The 16,445-nt window shown below is 40.3% G+C and carries 19 protein-coding genes; 10 read left to right on the forward strand and 9 right to left on the reverse strand.

Features of this window, described 5'->3' with window-relative positions; genetic code table 11:
* Positions 1-109: 109 nt before the first annotated feature.
* Positions 110-1,120: a lipid II:glycine glycyltransferase FemX gene (locus HMPREF9088_RS01655; protein WP_007207370.1), complete on the reverse strand. Its 1,011-nt coding sequence runs from the start codon at positions 1,118-1,120 to the stop codon at positions 110-112.
* A 232-nt stretch (positions 1,121-1,352) separates the two neighbouring features.
* Here HMPREF9088_RS01655 and HMPREF9088_RS01660 point away from each other — a divergent pair, with 232 nt between their 5' ends.
* From HMPREF9088_RS01660 to HMPREF9088_RS01690, 7 genes are all read left to right on the forward strand, one after another.
* Complete coding sequence (locus HMPREF9088_RS01660) at positions 1,353-1,970, forward strand: NAD(P)H-dependent oxidoreductase (RefSeq protein ID WP_007207371.1); 618 nt, start codon at positions 1,353-1,355, stop codon at positions 1,968-1,970.
* A gap of 143 nt (positions 1,971-2,113) precedes the next feature.
* Positions 2,114-3,502, forward strand: coding sequence for an aldehyde dehydrogenase (locus HMPREF9088_RS01665; protein ID WP_007207372.1), 1,389 nt, complete (start codon positions 2,114-2,116; stop codon positions 3,500-3,502).
* 9 nt (positions 3,503-3,511) lie between these two features.
* The gene (locus HMPREF9088_RS01670) at positions 3,512-3,817 is read left to right on the forward strand and encodes an ArsR/SmtB family transcription factor (RefSeq protein ID WP_007207373.1); all 306 of its coding nucleotides are present in this window, start codon (positions 3,512-3,514) and stop codon (positions 3,815-3,817) included.
* Between the two features lie 13 nt (positions 3,818-3,830).
* Positions 3,831-4,316 (forward strand): DUF1569 domain-containing protein, encoded by a 486-nt coding sequence (locus tag HMPREF9088_RS01675; protein WP_007207374.1) that lies wholly within the window; start codon positions 3,831-3,833, stop codon positions 4,314-4,316.
* 82 nt (positions 4,317-4,398) lie between these two features.
* On the forward strand, positions 4,399-5,037 hold the full coding sequence (locus tag HMPREF9088_RS01680) for a VTT domain-containing protein (protein WP_007207375.1): 639 nt from the start codon (positions 4,399-4,401) through the stop codon (positions 5,035-5,037).
* Positions 5,038-5,175: 138 nt separating this feature from the next.
* The gene (locus HMPREF9088_RS11380; RefSeq protein WP_007207376.1) at positions 5,176-5,592 is read left to right on the forward strand and encodes a hypothetical protein; all 417 of its coding nucleotides are present in this window, start codon (positions 5,176-5,178) and stop codon (positions 5,590-5,592) included.
* Between the two features lie 6 nt (positions 5,593-5,598).
* The gene (locus HMPREF9088_RS01690) at positions 5,599-5,799 is read left to right on the forward strand and encodes a hypothetical protein (protein WP_007207377.1); all 201 of its coding nucleotides are present in this window, start codon (positions 5,599-5,601) and stop codon (positions 5,797-5,799) included.
* Positions 5,800-5,877: 78 nt separating this feature from the next.
* On the opposite strand, the gene HMPREF9088_RS01695 is transcribed toward HMPREF9088_RS01690, so the two are convergent.
* Positions 5,878-6,891: a YeiH family protein gene (locus tag HMPREF9088_RS01695; protein ID WP_007207378.1), complete on the reverse strand. Its 1,014-nt coding sequence runs from the start codon at positions 6,889-6,891 to the stop codon at positions 5,878-5,880.
* Between the two features lie 111 nt (positions 6,892-7,002).
* On the opposite strand from HMPREF9088_RS01695, the gene HMPREF9088_RS01700 reads away from it, so the two are divergent.
* Positions 7,003-7,872, forward strand: a complete 870-nt coding sequence (locus HMPREF9088_RS01700) for a LysR family transcriptional regulator (RefSeq protein ID WP_007207379.1) — start codon at positions 7,003-7,005, stop codon at positions 7,870-7,872.
* Positions 7,873-7,935: 63 nt separating this feature from the next.
* On the opposite strand, the gene trxA is transcribed toward HMPREF9088_RS01700, so the two are convergent.
* The 4 genes from trxA to HMPREF9088_RS01720 are packed head-to-tail and all read right to left on the reverse strand — an operon-like array spanning position 7,936 to position 10,511.
* On the reverse strand, positions 7,936-8,241 hold the full coding sequence (trxA, locus tag HMPREF9088_RS01705; protein ID WP_007207380.1) for a thioredoxin: 306 nt from the start codon (positions 8,239-8,241) through the stop codon (positions 7,936-7,938).
* Positions 8,242-8,257: 16 nt separating this feature from the next.
* The gene (locus HMPREF9088_RS01710) at positions 8,258-8,557 is read right to left on the reverse strand and encodes a rhodanese-like domain-containing protein (RefSeq protein WP_007207381.1); all 300 of its coding nucleotides are present in this window, start codon (positions 8,555-8,557) and stop codon (positions 8,258-8,260) included.
* Positions 8,550-10,199 (reverse strand): FAD-dependent oxidoreductase, encoded by a 1,650-nt coding sequence (locus HMPREF9088_RS01715; RefSeq protein ID WP_007207382.1) that lies wholly within the window; start codon positions 10,197-10,199, stop codon positions 8,550-8,552. Before HMPREF9088_RS01715 ends, HMPREF9088_RS01710 begins: the two co-directional genes overlap by 8 nt.
* On the reverse strand, positions 10,200-10,511 hold the full coding sequence (locus HMPREF9088_RS01720) for a rhodanese-like domain-containing protein (RefSeq protein WP_007207383.1): 312 nt from the start codon (positions 10,509-10,511) through the stop codon (positions 10,200-10,202). It abuts the gene before it with no gap.
* 153 nt (positions 10,512-10,664) lie between these two features.
* Here HMPREF9088_RS01720 and HMPREF9088_RS01725 point away from each other — a divergent pair, with 153 nt between their 5' ends.
* Both HMPREF9088_RS01725 and HMPREF9088_RS01730 read left to right on the forward strand, forming a co-directional pair.
* Positions 10,665-10,931 carry a metal-sensitive transcriptional regulator gene (locus HMPREF9088_RS01725; protein ID WP_007207384.1) on the forward strand — a complete coding sequence of 89 codons (267 nt, stop codon included), beginning with the start codon at positions 10,665-10,667 and terminating at the stop codon, positions 10,929-10,931.
* A 147-nt stretch (positions 10,932-11,078) separates the two neighbouring features.
* Positions 11,079-12,428, forward strand: coding sequence for an amino acid permease (locus tag HMPREF9088_RS01730; protein ID WP_007207385.1), 1,350 nt, complete (start codon positions 11,079-11,081; stop codon positions 12,426-12,428).
* Between the two features lie 402 nt (positions 12,429-12,830).
* Here the strand turns inward: HMPREF9088_RS01730 and HMPREF9088_RS01735 are convergent, their stop codons facing one another.
* The 3 genes from HMPREF9088_RS01735 to glpO all read right to left on the reverse strand — a co-directional run bounded on the left by HMPREF9088_RS01735 (position 12,831) and on the right by glpO (position 16,444).
* Positions 12,831-13,667 carry an aldo/keto reductase gene (locus HMPREF9088_RS01735; protein WP_040366073.1) on the reverse strand — a complete coding sequence of 279 codons (837 nt, stop codon included), beginning with the start codon at positions 13,665-13,667 and terminating at the stop codon, positions 12,831-12,833.
* Positions 13,668-13,890: 223 nt separating this feature from the next.
* Positions 13,891-14,607, reverse strand: coding sequence for an MIP/aquaporin family protein (locus tag HMPREF9088_RS01740; RefSeq protein WP_007207388.1), 717 nt, complete (start codon positions 14,605-14,607; stop codon positions 13,891-13,893).
* Between the two features lie 10 nt (positions 14,608-14,617).
* Positions 14,618-16,444 (reverse strand): type 1 glycerol-3-phosphate oxidase, encoded by a 1,827-nt coding sequence (glpO, locus tag HMPREF9088_RS01745; protein WP_007207389.1) that lies wholly within the window; start codon positions 16,442-16,444, stop codon positions 14,618-14,620.
* Between the last annotated feature and the right edge of the window lies 1 nt (position 16,445).

Consider the following 16,445-nt stretch of genomic DNA (forward strand, 5'->3'; position numbering starts at 1 on the left):
TTTTCGCACTCCTTGTTTTCTCTCGATATTATTTTATCAAGGAAACGAGGCGTTGTATAGAAGGTGCAGAATACAAAAAAACTCGACCCACTTCGGCCGAGTTCTTGACTTATTTATTTAAAAATGTTTGATAGTATTCTTCATTATAGACTTTATCAATTTCACCGATGTATTCTGTCGCACCATTCGGACGAGTAAACATATACTTAAATTGATACAAGCTATCTGAGTTGTCTGGTGCAAATACGCCACCTAGGTCATAAAATTCTTTGCCTAACGCTAATGCCCACTGCATCCCCACCCAGTTTACAAGGTAAGGGGCCATTAATACTTGATTTTCATGGGTACTGCCTGCGTACATGTACCAAACATAGTTGCCATACGCAAAGTCTAGACCTGCTGCATCAGGCTTACCATCGACCTCTACAATCACAATTCGCATTAACCCGCGCTCTAAGAAGGCGTCAGCTAAGCGCTCAAAATAAGAAAATGGTCGATAACTAATACCATGACGCTCACTCGTCTTTTTGTGCAAATCATAAAAAATGGCTAAATCATCACGATTGTCACTTAATCGATACGTCAAACCATTCTTTAAGGCATAACGAATCCGGTAACGGGTCTTACCATAAAAGGACGCCATCAGTTCTTCATCTGATGAAAATGCGCGTAAATCCACGCGCATCGTGTAGCGTGGTTGAATCGTCGCCTTACCTGATACGTTACGGTTACGTACATGATAGCCTGCTTCACGAAAAGCTTCACTGACTTCTTCTGAATACGCCCACTCTGGATCCATCCGTAATAAAAACACATTTTTTTCTCTTAACGTTGCTTCTGCCTCGGCAATTAGTCGGTCCAAAATTTGTGGTGACTGCTCATTGACTGCCGGACCTTTTGATACATAAGCAAAGACTTGTCCTTCTGTTTGTTCGATCATTAAGATAGACATCGCCGCAACAATCTTTTGATCTTCTTCTAAATACACTTCTAATGGTTCCCAATTATCTTTTACATGCGCCCATTGAGGGTCTTGGGTAATCGCTGTGTAAGTTGCTTGCTCTACGAATGATTGGTAAGCAGCTTTTTCTTGTTCATTTTGTTGGTTTACGATCGGCATTGCAATTCACTCTTTCTCATACAAGATTTCCCTTTTTCATTCATTCTCCCTATTTATTGAATCATAGTTACAGAAAAGAGTAAAGAATCTTTCCTTTTTTATAAGCTTTGTCTTTTTTTAAAACTATCCAAAAGTAAGAACTTATTTATTATAAGACATTTTAAAATAGTGTATGATATTTTTGTGGGAATCGCCCATATGAAAATATTTTAGAATAGGTGGAAAATTATTTATGAAAAACGTTTTAGTTGTCAAAGCAAATAACCGTCCAGACGGCGTTTCAACAGCAATGTTCAATAAATTTGTTGAAAACTTGGATGCATCTAAAGTTGAAGTTGATACATTTGATGTCTACGCACAAGAAATGCCATATATCGGTCAAACATTATTTGACGCATTTGGTAAATTAGCTGCTGGTGAACCTTTCTCTAGCGACGAACAAAAATTAATGGACGTTCGCCAAGTAGTGCAAGATAAATTTTCTAAAGCAGACGTAGTTGTTTTTGCTTTCCCAATGTGGAACTTAACAATTCCAGCTGCTTTGCATACATTCATCGACTACATCTTCCAAGCTGGTTACACTTTCTCATACAACGAAGATGGATCAATGAACCAACTACAAGCTGGTAAAGAAGTAATCTTACTTAATGCTCGTGGCGGTGTCTACTCTGGTGAAGGTGCTGCGATGGAAACTGCTGTATCTTACATGCAAAAAACATTCGGTGCAATGTTTGGCATGAACATCATCGAAGAAGTAATCATTGAAGGTCACAATGCAGACCCTTCAAGAACACAAGAAATTATCGCTGCTGGCTTAGACCGCGTAGCTGAGGCTGCTAAAGCTTTATAATTTTAATACTATTTTACGAGATTGAGTTATGCTCAGTCTCGTTTTTTTATTGTACGTATTCTTTGACAGTAACTCAAAATTTTTTTATTCTTAAATAACCAAATAATTAGTTATTTAGATATTTACTTGAAAGGATACCAATTATGACGACTATTCCAAGCATTCTTCAGAATCAACGTATTTTTTTCCAAACCAATACCACTCGTTCGCTTGCCTTTCGTATGGAACAATTGACAAAACTTGAGCAGGCAATCCATCGCTACGAAACAGATCTTTATGCGGCTTTCTGGCAAGATTTGCGTAAGTCTGAATTCGAAGTCTATGCGACTGAGATTGGCTTTGTTCTTCAAAGCATTCGCGAGACAAAAAAGCATTTGCGCCGTTGGATGAAGCCTAAAAAAGCTGGCAATCCATTGTTTTTATTTGGTTCAAAAAGTTATTCACTGTTTGAGCCTTATGGAACGGTGTTAATCATCGGGCCGTTTAATTATCCTTTTCAGCTCGTGATTGAGCCATTAATAGGTGCCATCGCAGCTGGTAATACTGCGGTCATCAAGCCTTCCGAATTAACGCCACATGTCGCGACCGTCGTCCAAGAGATGCTAGCGTCCACTTTTGCTGAAGAATATATAGCTGTCCTATCCGGTGGTGTAGAAGAGACGACCACCCTCTTAGCTCAACGCTTTGATCATATATTTTTTACCGGTAGTCCCCGAGTAGGAAAAATTGTTATGACCGCTGCTAGCAAACACTTAACGCCTGTCACTTTAGAACTAGGTGGCAAAAGTCCTGCCATCGTGACCGCCTCTGCAAATCTGAAAGAAGCTGCCAAAAAAATAGCTTGGGGCAAATTTTTGAATACTGGCCAGACTTGTGTCGCGCCCGATTACCTTCTTGTTGATGCAGCCATTGCTTCCTCGTTTACAAAAGAACTACGGGCCGCGATTGTCACCTTTTATGGCGATACACCCCAATCAAGTCCCGACTATGGCCGGATGGCAACGATTCGACATACACAACGGTTAGCAACGATGCTTGCACAAACCAACGCAACCATAACACATGGTGGCCAAGTAGATGTAGATGACCGCTACATCTCGCCCACACTTTTAACTGATGTTCAGTGGGATGATGTCGTGATGCAAGAGGAATTATTCGGCCCTATCTTACCGATTTTGACCTATCAAGCAGACCAATTCACGAAGCAAGTGATTGCACCGATTCGTGAACACGAAAAGCCTTTAGCCTTGTATTTATTTACAGAGGACCAAGAACTGACAGATACTGTTTTACAACAACTTTCTTTTGGTGGTGGTGTCGTCAACGATACGCTTTTACATTTATCAAATACTCGCTTGCCTTTTGGCGGCGTAGGTGAATCTGGTATCGGCAACTATCACGGTATGTATAGCTTCCACACTTTTTCCCATCAAAAAGCGATTGTAAAAAAGAACCGCTTCGTGCCATTAACGATGCTATATGCCCCCTATACAACAAAAAAATTAGCGTTAATCAAACGTTTTATGAAATGAGGAGAACAGATGGATAAAAAAACATTAACTAGCTTTCGCGAATGCATTCCAGTCTTTCAAGCCCTATTAGACCCCCATCGGCAAGATATTGTCGCATTGCTATCCGAAAAAGGACGCTTGACGGTCAAAGAAATCGTCGCTGCTTCCCCATTGTCCCGTTCGGCAATCTCGCATCACTTGCAAACATTAAAAACGGTCGGCATTGTCTCAGCGACAAAAATCGGCACCGAACAATTTTATCAACTACATCTTACAGATGCCACGAAACAACTAAAACTGCTCGTCGCAAACTTAGAAGAAGAACTCGAATTATAAGGAGAATAGCCACATGATTGAATTACAACAAATCCCCCATCAATTTGCTTCCTTAGATGAAGCGCTGAATATTTTGGAACAATTAAAAGAAAATGAATCTGTCTGCACCAAAAACTGGAGTGTCTATGAAATTTGCCTGCATTGTGCACAAACAATCGACTACTCAATGACTGGCTACCCAGAAATGAAACCAAAACTAATCCGTCAAACAATCGGAAAAAAAGTCGTCAAAAAATTTCTAACAGACAAAAAAATGTCTCATAATCTGCAAGCACCCGTCGCTGGTGGTGCACCCATTGCCCATGACGGACTTCCAATCGATGGCATTCAAGCTTTAATCGATGCCACCCATCGCTTTCAAGCTTGGGATGGAGAGCTTCAAGAACATGGTGTCTTTGGTGAACTAAGCAAAGAAGAGTATGCGACCTACTTCGCTTTGCATATTGCCGATCATTTTCAAGAAATCAAAGCCGACAGCACGCAATTTGTAAAAATTTAGCTTTTTTACTGGTTTCACTGGTACTTTTTGCTGAAATTGATTACTATGGTATGGAATCTATCATCAAAAGGAGCGAGAGTACGTGGCAATTATTGATTTTTTGTTGCATGTCGATACACACTTATTAGCCCTAGTGAACCAATACGGTTGGGGCATTTATCCAATTTTATTTTTGATTATTTTTATTGAAACGGGCATCGTAGTGTTTCCTTTTTTACCGGGGGATTCGCTGCTTTTTGCAGCTGGTGCCTTGGCGGCTGTCGGTAGTCAAGTGTTGCACTTGCCGACTTTATTTTTGACAGCCATCGCCGCTGCTATTTTAGGTGATATGGCCAACTATTGGATCGGCCGCACATTCGGTCTGCATGTGCTTTATGAGGGCAAGCTAGCTCGCTTCATTCGCCAAGAAGAAGTACAACGAGCAGAACAGTTCTTCAATGAAAAAGGCAAGCATACCATCTTTATCGGTCGCTTTTTACCATTTATCCGCACATTTATTCCCTTTATTGCGGGAGCGAGTCAGATGAGCTGGCGCTTGTTTAGCTTTTACAATATCATTGGTGCTCTTTGTTGGACTGCAATCGGCCTATTTGCCGGCTACTTCTTAGGATCCATTCCAGTTGTAAACGATCATTTTTCACTGATTATGATTGGTATTGTAGCTGTATCAATGATTCCAATTGTAGTGACTTTGGTGAAGAAGCAACAGAATTCACGTTAACATCGCACGTGTGATTGCTCCTGCCTCCAATTGCCAGCACTGATTCTTTAAAACACACCTTCTGTTACAAGAATACTTGGACATCATCATCCGATTAAGCACTTCAATATAGATATCATTTTGGGAGGCAGATTCAATATGAGTTTATTGAAAGAGTACAAAAAGAACAAAGAAAATCATGAAGATTTTTTAGAATGGTTGTTGGTCCGTAAACTGTCAACAAGGGGAAAATTAGTCCTATTCAGTTTTTTGTGGATTCTTTTTCTTAAGTTTGCCTATAATGTAAGAGTGATGGTTTTCTTTTTTGAATTTGTTTTCATTGCGGTAACACTCTTCTTCATGGCTACTGGTTTGTATCGAATGGCTAAGAAATGGTATTCTTCCAAGTGTAACCAAGAAGTATTCTTTGGAAAGTTGCTAGAATTTTTTTCACCTTTTCAAGGGATACGCACTTTTTTGACTTTTTTTCAAAATATTCGCGATTTTCTACCTAAGGAAATCAATATCGCTTTGAAAAAACTAATAAAGCACGCATATCGAAGGAAAGGAGTGTGACAACGAATGAGCATCAAACGATTTGTGCAACTTTTTTGTTTTTATTTCTTATCGATCGTTGCTAGCTATAGCTTCATCATTTGGCTGGATATTACTAGTTTCTGGGGAACGATTCTTATCATGAGTGTTATTGGTTACATTGTACTAACATTGCCGCTAACGCTACTAACACTTAAAAAAAAGAAAGAAGAAAAGCCAGCGAAATAATCGCCGGCTACCTGTTTCTCATTTGGTTGACCAAGAATATCTGTACGTAGATTTTCTTGATTCACCGAATGAGTTTTTTTATAAATGCAATAGAGATAGTAGCATCAATGCCGCAGCTGTCTGAACAACGCCGACTGCTGCTCCAAAGGCTAAAAATTGGGGCCCTTCTTTTAAAAATTTTCGGAAATCTAACCGCAAGCCAATCGCCGCTAAAGCAATCGTTTCAAACCATGTACTCAAGAAATGCGCACTTGTGCTAAAGATAGAAGGTAAGTCGATGCTACTATTAACAATGCACAAAACTAAAAAGCCCGCTACATACCAAGGAATGGGCAGTTTTCGTTTACCTTCCTTATTTTTTTCAATTGTGGCGTCGTTTTTGGCGGCAATTTTTCCAAAAAGATAAACGACTACAACTAGCATCAAAATCCGGATAATTTTGAAAAGCATGGCATATTGGACCACTTTGCCATCAATCAAGCTTGCGCCCGCTACCACTTGTCCGACCGATTGTAACGTACCACCCATGAGTGCACTTTGGGCCAAATAATCACCCGCAAAGAAATTGATACCAATCACTGGCAATCCTAACATCATGACCGTTCCTAATAAGTTCACTAACGTAATGATTTGGCCTTTTTCTTGATCATCTGCCTTAATAGCTGGAGCGATAGCACCAATTGCTGAAGAACCACAGACCGCATTTCCGCCAGCCATCATCAGCGTCATCTTCTGACTGAATCCGAGTTTTCTACCAATCCAATACGTCCAACTAATGACAATCGTCATCATACATAACACATAAAGCACACCACGCCAGCCCACTTCACCAATCGTCTGAACTGTCACCGTTAACCCTAACAATACGACTGAGTATTCAAGCAACCGACTTTCCGAAAATTTGGTGCCCTCGGCTAATGTAGATTGCTTAAAATAAGTATTTCCTAAAATAATCCCCAAAATAATCGCGATCGTTGCTCCACCAATCGTTGGAAAAATACGTGCAAGTAGTTTCGCTATGATTGCGACTATGACCGATAATCCTAAACCTGGCAAGATTGGTAAATAGTTTTTTTGCATCTTGGTAATCATTTATCAAGCTCCTCATTTTTTTTGATGTGCTTATTATAGCCCAAATTTATTATTGATAGGATTTATTGATATAATAGTTATTATTCATTTACATAATGTAAGGGGTCTATTATGTTCAAATTATTGGAAACATTCAAAGTCGTTTACGAAACACGTAGTTTCTCTAAAGCAGCGGAACTGTTATTTGTCAGTCAGCCCACAGTATCGACCCATATCCGCCAATTGGAGCAAGAAATCGGCTGTTCTTTATTTACACGCAATGGCCGGACCAATATTCAAGTGACTCCCGCTGCCGATACTCTTTATCAGGCGTCATTGACCATTGTCGAAAATTGGCAACAAGTCCAAGAAATCTTGCAAAAAAAGCAATTAGAGCAAGCAAGATTGACATTAGGAGTCTCACACACTTTTGCCGTCTATCTTTTACCAGAACTCTTGATTTTCCTCTATCACCAGTTTCCAAATACTCACTTTCAAGTCAAGCAACTGAATTCTTGGGAGGTACTGCAAGCGATGGAGCATCATGAAATTGACCTAGGAGTGATTGAAAAACCATTAGCCAGTCACACTGTGCAACGGACTCCTCTACTTGTGGATCAACTCGTGTTAGTGAATACTTCCATGGGACCATGGTTGGTACGGGAAACGTCTTCTGGAGTCTACTACTATACAAAACGCTATTTTGAGGAACAAAATATCCAAGAACCTAGTGTAACCATTGAAAACAATGAAATAATTTTGGCGTTACTAAAAAAAGGTTTTGGTCGTTCCATTGTCTCTCAGCGTGCAGCAGGTCATCTTGCTTATAGGCCACTCGGTCCAAACTACCAACGTTGGTTTTACCTCCTGCATCCAAACATTCAAGAAGAGCATTCTTCTGCACCTTATGTTCAAGCCATTCTTAAATGGAAGAAGCAAGATCAAAGATGCATTCTCGAAGAACCGACAACTCCGATTCACGAAAAAACGTCGGATGACTAATATCTATCGACTAGTCATCCGACGTTTCTATCTAAAATTATTATGAAGCTGTTACGTCAATAATTAGTACTCGTTCATGATTTGTTTCAACTCATCTTTCATTCGTACACCAACCAAGCGATCGACCAAACGACCTTCCTGAAAAACCAAGATAGTTGGAATGCTTTGAATTCCAAACTTTAAAGCCAAGTCCCTTTCTTGATCGACATTCACTTTAGCAATTTTTTTGTTGCCAGATAGTTCTCGACTTAACTCTTCCAAAATCGGCGTCTGCATCCGACAAGGTCCACACCAAGTAGCCCAAAAGTCGACCAATGTCAGTCCGCTTGCGATAGCGGCATCAAACGTTTGATTTGTTAATTCTTCCATCCTTTTCTTTCTCCTTTTATCCTTCTAATTGCCCCATCCACGCAGAAGTACCACCCATGACGTTGATAACTTTGTACCCTTTGTTACCTAAAAATTGACAGGCCGTAGCAGAACGACTGCCAGTTTGACAGATGAGAAAGTATTCTTGATCCTTTTCTAGTATCGGATATGATTCAGCTAATTCACTCAATGGCAGATTTACGGCAGTCGGCACATGGCCATAGTCATATTCCTCTTTTTCTCGTACATCGATAATCTTTAACGGCTCTCTCTTGGTTTTTTGATAAAATTCTGGCATGGACATTGAACTAAACATAGACTAATTCCTCCGGTAAGACAGTGCGATACAAAGCAAAAGCACCGTCAAGATTTTTCACATGAAACCCATGTTGTTTTAAAATTCGTTCCGCTACGTAGCTACGCAAGCCGCTATGGCAACTGACGATCCATTCTTGTGATGGATCTAATTCTGAAAGTCGGTCGCGTAATTTATTTAATGGAATATGCGTCGCGTTTGGAAAAGCGCCTTGTGCTAGTTCAGATTCATTACGGACATCAAGCAATTTCTTTCCTTCAGCTATTTCTTCTTTTAGTTGGTACCATTGAATGGATTCACTTAACCCCTCGGCCAGATTCATCGCTGCATACCCCAGCATATTGACTGGATCTTTAGCAGAACCAAATGGTGGTGCGTAGGTCAACTCAAGCTCAGGTAAGTCAAAAATAGTCAGCCCGCCCTTGATAGCGGTAGCTAAAATATCAATCCTCTTGTCGACTCCTTTTTGACCAATGCCTTGTGCACCATAAATTTCACCGGTTTCCGGATTAAAAATGAGCTTCAACAAAATATCTGTAGCACCTGGGTAATAACCCGCGTGGTCTTTGCCTGAAACATGGACAACAGCTACTGGTAAGTCGGCTTGTTTCGCCACTCGTTCACTTAATCCGGTTGATGCGGCTGTTTGCTCAAAGACACGCACGATAGCCGTTCCAATGCTTCCTCGATTGGATCGATTCAAGCCTGCAATCACATCCGCCACTTGACGACCTTGACGATTTGCTGGTGAAGCTAAGGCAATTAATGCATCTGTATCTGTAATTTGTTGCTTGACTACAATAGCATCACCCACTGCATAAATATCAGGAACACTCGTTTGGTATTGTTCATTAACGACGATACCACCACGCAAGCCTAATGTTAAACCTGCAGCTTTCGCTAATGTTGTTTCAGGTTGGACACCTACCGATAAAATCGTGAGGTCGGATGAGATCACTTCACCACTTTCTAACACAATTTTTTGACCATTTTCCTTAAATTCAACAGCTGAATCATTTGTTTTCACGAGAATGCCTTCACGATTCAATTCATTTTGAATAAAAGCAGCCATTTCTTCATCCAATGGTGGCAAAACGTGAGGGGCTTTTTCAACAATCGTTACAGCTAAACCACGTTTCTTTAGATTTTCAGCCATTTCTAAACCAATAAAGCCAGCTCCAATCACTACTGCCTGCTTGGTATCAGTCGTGATTTGTTGCATAATTTTATCTAGGTCAGGCACATTTCTCAAAGAATGAACATTGGTCGCTGTTTGTAATCCAACGATTGGCGGGACAAATGGTTTCGCTCCTGGAGACAAAATGAGGCGATCATATGTTTCGCTTGTTTCTACTCCATTATGTTTGACTGTCACGGTTTTTTTGTCTGGTTCGATAGCGACTACTTCATGCAACGGACGGACATCTAATTGAAAACGAGCTTTTAAACTTTCAGGTGTTTGAACCAATAAAGAGTCACGATTCGCAATTTCACCAGATACATAATAAGGTAATCCACAATTGGCAAAAGAAACAAATGGGCCCTTTTCAAAAATAATAATTTCAGCATCTTCCATTAAACGCCGTAAACGTGTCGCTGCGGACATCCCCCCAGCCACGCCACCAATTATCACAATTTTCATTTATTTCCCTCCTACTGTTTTACCTGTCCACAGATTCATTCCTCCGCGGACATTTACCACATTGTAACCTTTTTTACTTAAAACCTTTGCTGCCTGCTTGCTTCGCATGCCTGATTGGCAAATTACATAGACTTGATCTGCTTTTGCTGTATACCCACCAATTTTGTTTAATGGAACATTTTTTGCTTTGGCTATATGCCCTGAACGGTATTCCTGAGGTGTTCGAACATCTATTAATTCAATGTTATCAGGCAATTTTTCAGCTAATTCTTGTGTGCTAATTGTCGGTATTTTTTGAAACAATGAAAACATTTTCCTTCCCTCCTTCTATATACCTTATAGGGTATATTAAAACCTTATCGATCAACAAAGTCAATCAAAATGTTCTGCATAAAACTTTTGTCAAATTTTCATTATGATACCCTATGTGGTATTATAATGAAAACAACAAGGAGGAATTATTCAATGATTAAACTGGAAAAAGAAAAAAAAATAATAAATCGGTTGCGCCGGACAGAAGGACAAATACGTGGTATTCAGAAGATGATTGAAGACGAAAAAGAATGTATTGATATAATTACTCAGCTTAGTGCAGTGCGATCAAGTATTGATCGTGCGATGGGCTTAATTGTCGCTGAAAACTTAAAAGACTGTTTAGAAAATCCTGAGAAAGATCCCAATGAACAAGCAAAAAAAATGGAACAGGCCATTCACATGATTATAAAAAAATAATTTCAATCACTCTCGCCAGCAACAGTCCTTTTCTTGCTGGCTTTTGTTTATCGATTAAGCCCTTTCTCCTTTAACTAAATATTTCTATTTGTTTTTTTATTAGATAGATTAGAATAAGATGATATTAATTTTAGTTAGGATGATAAAATGCAAACAGAAAAAAGAACACTTGACCGCGGTTTAAAAAACCGACATGTCCAGCTAATGGCTTTAGGCGGAGCGATTGGCACAGGGTTATTTCTAGGATCGGGCACTTCAATACAGCTTGCTGGTCCATCGATTTTACTCGCCTATACGATTGTTGGCCTAGTTTGCTTTTTTATTATGCGTGCATTAGGTGAATTATTACTCTCTGATTCATCAAAACATTCATTTATTGACTTTATTGCATCGTACCTTGGACCAAAAGCAGCGTTCATTACCGGCTGGACGTATTGGTTTTGTTGGATTTCGATTGCGATGGCTGATTTGACTGCGACTGGTACCTATGTTCGTTATTGGCTACCACAATTGCCAGCTTGGCTACCTGAAATTTTCATTTTACTCTTACTCGTTGGTCTGAATTTAATTGCTGTCAAAATTTTTGGTGAATTAGAATTTTGGTTTGCACTCATCAAAATTATCGCGATTGTCGCGTTGATAGCTGTTGGACTGGTCTTAATCGCCACTCGTTTTCAAACGAACCAGGGAACTGTTCAATTTGCTAACATCTGGTCATATGGTGGTTTCTTCCCGACTGGCCTCGATGGCTTCTTAAAATCATTCCAGATGGCTACGTTTGCTTTTGTAGGGATTGAACTGGTCGGACTAGTCGCTGGTGAGACCGAAGATCCAGATACCGTCATCCCAAAAGCAATCAATAGTATTCCCATTCGAATCATTTTATTTTACATTGGTGCACTGGCGATTATCATGGCAATTTACCCTTGGAATTCATTGAGTAGTGAACAAAGTCCGTTTGTCGAAGTCTTTTCGGAAATTGGCGTTGCATCGGCGGCGACAATCGTCAATCTGGTCGTTTTAAGCTCAGCGATGTCTGCTTGTAACTCGGCTATCTACTCAACGGGTCGCATGATTCACTCGCTTTCACGCGAAGGGAATGCACCAAAACGCTACAGCCAACTGACGCGGCATTTGGTTCCTGCCCAAGCCATTTATTTTTCTAGCGCAGTCATTGTCTTAGCTGTCTTGCTTAACATGATTATGCCTTCTGGTGTCTTTACGTTAGTGACTAGTTTATCGACCATTTGTTTTCTTTTTATTTGGTTTATGATTGTCTTGGCTCACTATCGTTATCGTAAACAAGAACCAACGAAATCCAAATTCCCAATGCCGCTTTATCCTATTAGCACGTACGTTATCTTTGCTTTCCTTTTATTTGTCGGTTTCGTGCTCTTTCTACAAAAAGAGACCCGACAAGCCTTATATTTAATGCCTTTTTGGTTTATTGCCTTGTATGGTCTCTCAATCTGGCAAACGAAAAAACAAACGAAATAAACCAGCGAGTCAAACTGATGCAGTTTCAATCAAAAAGACAAGCAAATCCGAAATTTTTTCTCAAACTTTTGGATTTGCTGGCTTTTTCGTAGTGGTTCATGCTATCTCACAATTTATTCTGTTGATTGCTCGGCGCTGAACGCATTTGGCACAACCTTTTTATCAGTGTTTCAAATGCAGCACCTCAACAATAAGATCAAAAAGTCCCAAAAATTTGAGGAACAATTTTCGGGACTTTCTGATCTTATTGATCGGAGCTGAACGCATTTGGCACAACCTTCTAATCAGTGTTTCAAATGCAGCACCTCAACAATAAATCAAAAAGTACCAAAAATTTGAGGAACAATTTTCGGGACTTTCTGATCTTATTGATCGGAGCTGAACGCATTTGGCACAACCTTTTTAAAACTCTTGGTATTCTGCTGGATCTTGATTTTGAATTCGTCCGTCTGGTTGAGTCAAGCCATCTATGACTGCCATTTCTTCTTTTGACAATTCAAAGTCAAAAACAGCTAGATTTTGTTCCTGTCTTTTGGCATGACTTGCTTTAGGAATTGGTAAGACATTGCTTTGTACTTGCCAACGCAAAATCACTTGCGGAATGGTCTTATCATGTTGGTCGGCAATTTTACCAATCACTTCATTTTTTAATACAGCACTGGCGCGACCGAGTGGGCTCCAAGCTTCTGTAATGATTCCTTTCGATGCATCATAGTCACGTTGCTCTTCTTGATTAAAGAAAGGGTGCAACTCGATTTGATTGACCACTGGTAATTCGCCAGTTTCTTTTTCTAGACGATTGATGTGTTTAGGTAAAAAGTTACATACCCCAATCGAGCGAATCCAGCCCCATTTTTTTGCATCAATTAAGGCTTGCCATGCTTCGACATACAAATCTTCTTTTGGATTCGGCCAATGGATCAAATACAAATCCAAATAATCCAAGCCTGTTCGTAAAATAGATTCTTGAATGGCATCTAATGCTTCATCGTATTTTTGGTGACGTCCAGGCAGTTTAGAGGTGATTGTTAGTTGATCTCTAGGAACACTACTATTGCGGATCGCTTGTCCGACTGCACCTTCATTCTCATAGTTAAACGCACTATCAATTAAGCGGTAGCCATTCACGATGGCTTGTTCAATTGTTCTGACACCAGCCGCACCGTTTAAGGTATAGGTTCCAAAACCTACTCTTGGTAATTTGTAGCCATCAAGCAAATAAAATTCTGTTTCAGTCATACGAAAAACCTCCCTTGTTAGTTTGACGATAGCACAGAGACTTTTTTCCTGTAAAACATTTCGATTGAACATTAAGAGATGGAGAAAATTTTTTCAACTATAAGCAAAAAAGACCATAACATCCAAAAAATAGTTCTACTCTTTTGGATGTTATGGCTTTTTTATAGTTATGTCTCATCAATCAGTCAAAATTTCGAAACTTATTGCTTAGAGCTAAACAGAATTAAACCATTACGTTAAATACTAAGACTGCAATGACTGCTCCAATCATTGGACCGACGATTGGTACCCAAGAGTATGCCCAATCTGATGTGCCTTTTGTTGAGATTGGTAGTAATTGGTGGGCAATCCGGGGACCAAGGTCACGAGCTGGATTAATGGCATACCCGGTAGGTCCTCCTAGAGAAAGACCAGCTGCTAGAATTAAGGCGCCGACTGCAAAGACATTTGTGCCACCTGCAAAATCAGTTTTACCAAATGCTAGTAATGCTAAGACTAATACAAAGGTACCGATTGTTTCGGTAATTACGTTTGCTGGGTAGTTGCGAATCGCTGGACCTGTAGCGAATGTACCAAGGATGGCTCCTTGATCTTTCGTTTCAGACCAATGTGGCAAGTAAGCCAACCATACTAAGATGGCTCCGACTAACGCACCTAGTAATTGTGCCAAGATGAACGGTACAAACAAACTCCAAGAAATTGCTCCTGTCATTGCCATCGCTAATGTTACTGCTGGATTCAAGTGAGCTGGTCCCATAAAGCCAGCGATAAAGACAGCCATTGTTACCGCCATCGCCCAACCAAAGGCAATCACAATCCAGCCTGAGCCTTGTGCTTTACTCTTATTTAGATTTACTGCAGCACATACACCGTCACCTAATAGAATTAAGATCATTGTTCCAATAAACTCACCAAATATTTGCGCATTGTCTCCTGTCATTTGCGATTCCTCATTTCTTTAATTTTTTTAGGTCGGATTCATCGATTACTGCTTGTAATGCTTGTTTTTGCTTTTCAGTCTCTTCGGCTGACCAATCATAGTACTGTGCCATTCCATTGACAACTCCTGGAAGAATGTCATCCAGTGTTTCTCTTTGGAATAACAAATGATTGGTCCGCCGTACGATATAGTCAGCAGGCGTCAGTGTCATTTCTTCTTCTAGGGCATACCATAGTCGAATCGATTCTGCCAATGACAATCCTTCAAATGGTTCAATTTTATCAATGGCATCAAAGATAATTGTCGCGTTGGTGCCATAAAAATCAGCAATATAAGTGGCATCTTCTTCTGACAGACCTTTTTCTTTGCCAGCTTCTGCGAGTTTTTCCACGGTCTCTTTGACTTTTGTCGGGTCAAAGTTTCCACCTGAGATAGGGTAATGCTTAGAATCGATTCCTGTAAACGCTTGATTGTGCTCTTCTTTTAATAGTTTTTGAATTAAGTTAAAGGCACCTTCTGCCATCTTGCGGTAGTCAGTGATTTTCCCACCTGATAGGCTGATTAGTCCGTCTTCTTCACGTTCTAATGAGCTTCCTCGCGACACTGATGATGGCGACGTGTGTTTTTCTTCACGGCTCATCTCAAGGTTATTTAAGACGCGTTCGACTTCTCCTTTTGTGATTTCTTGGCGTTTGTATTCTTCAACGACATCAATTACACGTTGGAAGCTACGATCTGAAATAGCACCGTTATCCCCACCATTGTAATCAGAGCCTGAATTATTGCTTAACAATGGACGAATACCTGCCCAGCTTGCCTCAATATCATCTAGTGTAATCTTTGCTTCAGGATAACGATAATTAATGACTTCTAATAGATAATCTACATCTTTTTGCGTTACTTCTGGGTGTTCATAGTCTCCTTGATAATCGGTATCGGTCGTTCCAAAGTACGTTTTGTTTTCTCTTGGAATCGCAAAAACCATCCGACCGTCTTGCTTACCTGTATCAAAATATGTTGGTTGTGGTACAGGTAGTCGTTTGGCATCTACGACTAAATGCACCCCTTTTGTCGGACGCATGTGTGGTGTAATGGCCCGCTTAAAGTTTAAGTTGCGAATTTTATCTGCCCAAGCACCACTTGTATTCACGACATATTTGGCATGAATTTCGATCACATCACCTGTTAATTCATCACGTGCTTTGACGCCGACGATGGTGGTTCCTTCAAATAAGAAACCAGTTACTTTGATTTTGCTAACGGCTAAGGCACCATCTGCTACCGCGCGCTTGATATTATCAATAACCAAGCGTGAATCATTGTTACGGTAATCAAGATAGACACCGGCACCTTGTAGGCCTTCTTTTTTAATCAATGGTTCGCGTTCCAATACTTCTGGTGCGGTCAATAGATAGTTGGCATATTCTGTGTCTTGGACATTTGCAAGTCGGTCGTAAAGATCCATAGCAATCTTGACTGAAAACATATTAAAGGTCGTTGCCCCTTCATCGTCATAGATTGGCAAAATCATTGGATCTGGCTTAGGAATATGTGGTGCAATGCCTTGAATGACCGCCCGTTCACCGACCGTATCCGCCACTACTTCGACATCAAACGTTTTTAAGTAACGGATTCCGCCGTGAACAAGCTTAGTCGAACGAGACGATGTTCCCTCTGCGAAGTCTTGCATTTCAAGTAAGCCCGTCTTCATTTTAGCGGCCGCGGTCTGAACTGCTAGTCCAGCCCCGGTAATTCCGCCACCAATAATTAAGACGTCTAATTCTGATTCTTGTAATTGTTGCAACATTTTTTTGCGATCATGTATAGAAAAAGTCATT

It is taken from the genome of Enterococcus italicus DSM 15952, from assembly GCF_000185365.1.
Taxonomy (GTDB): Bacteria; Bacillota; Bacilli; order Lactobacillales; family Enterococcaceae; genus Enterococcus_G; species Enterococcus_G italicus.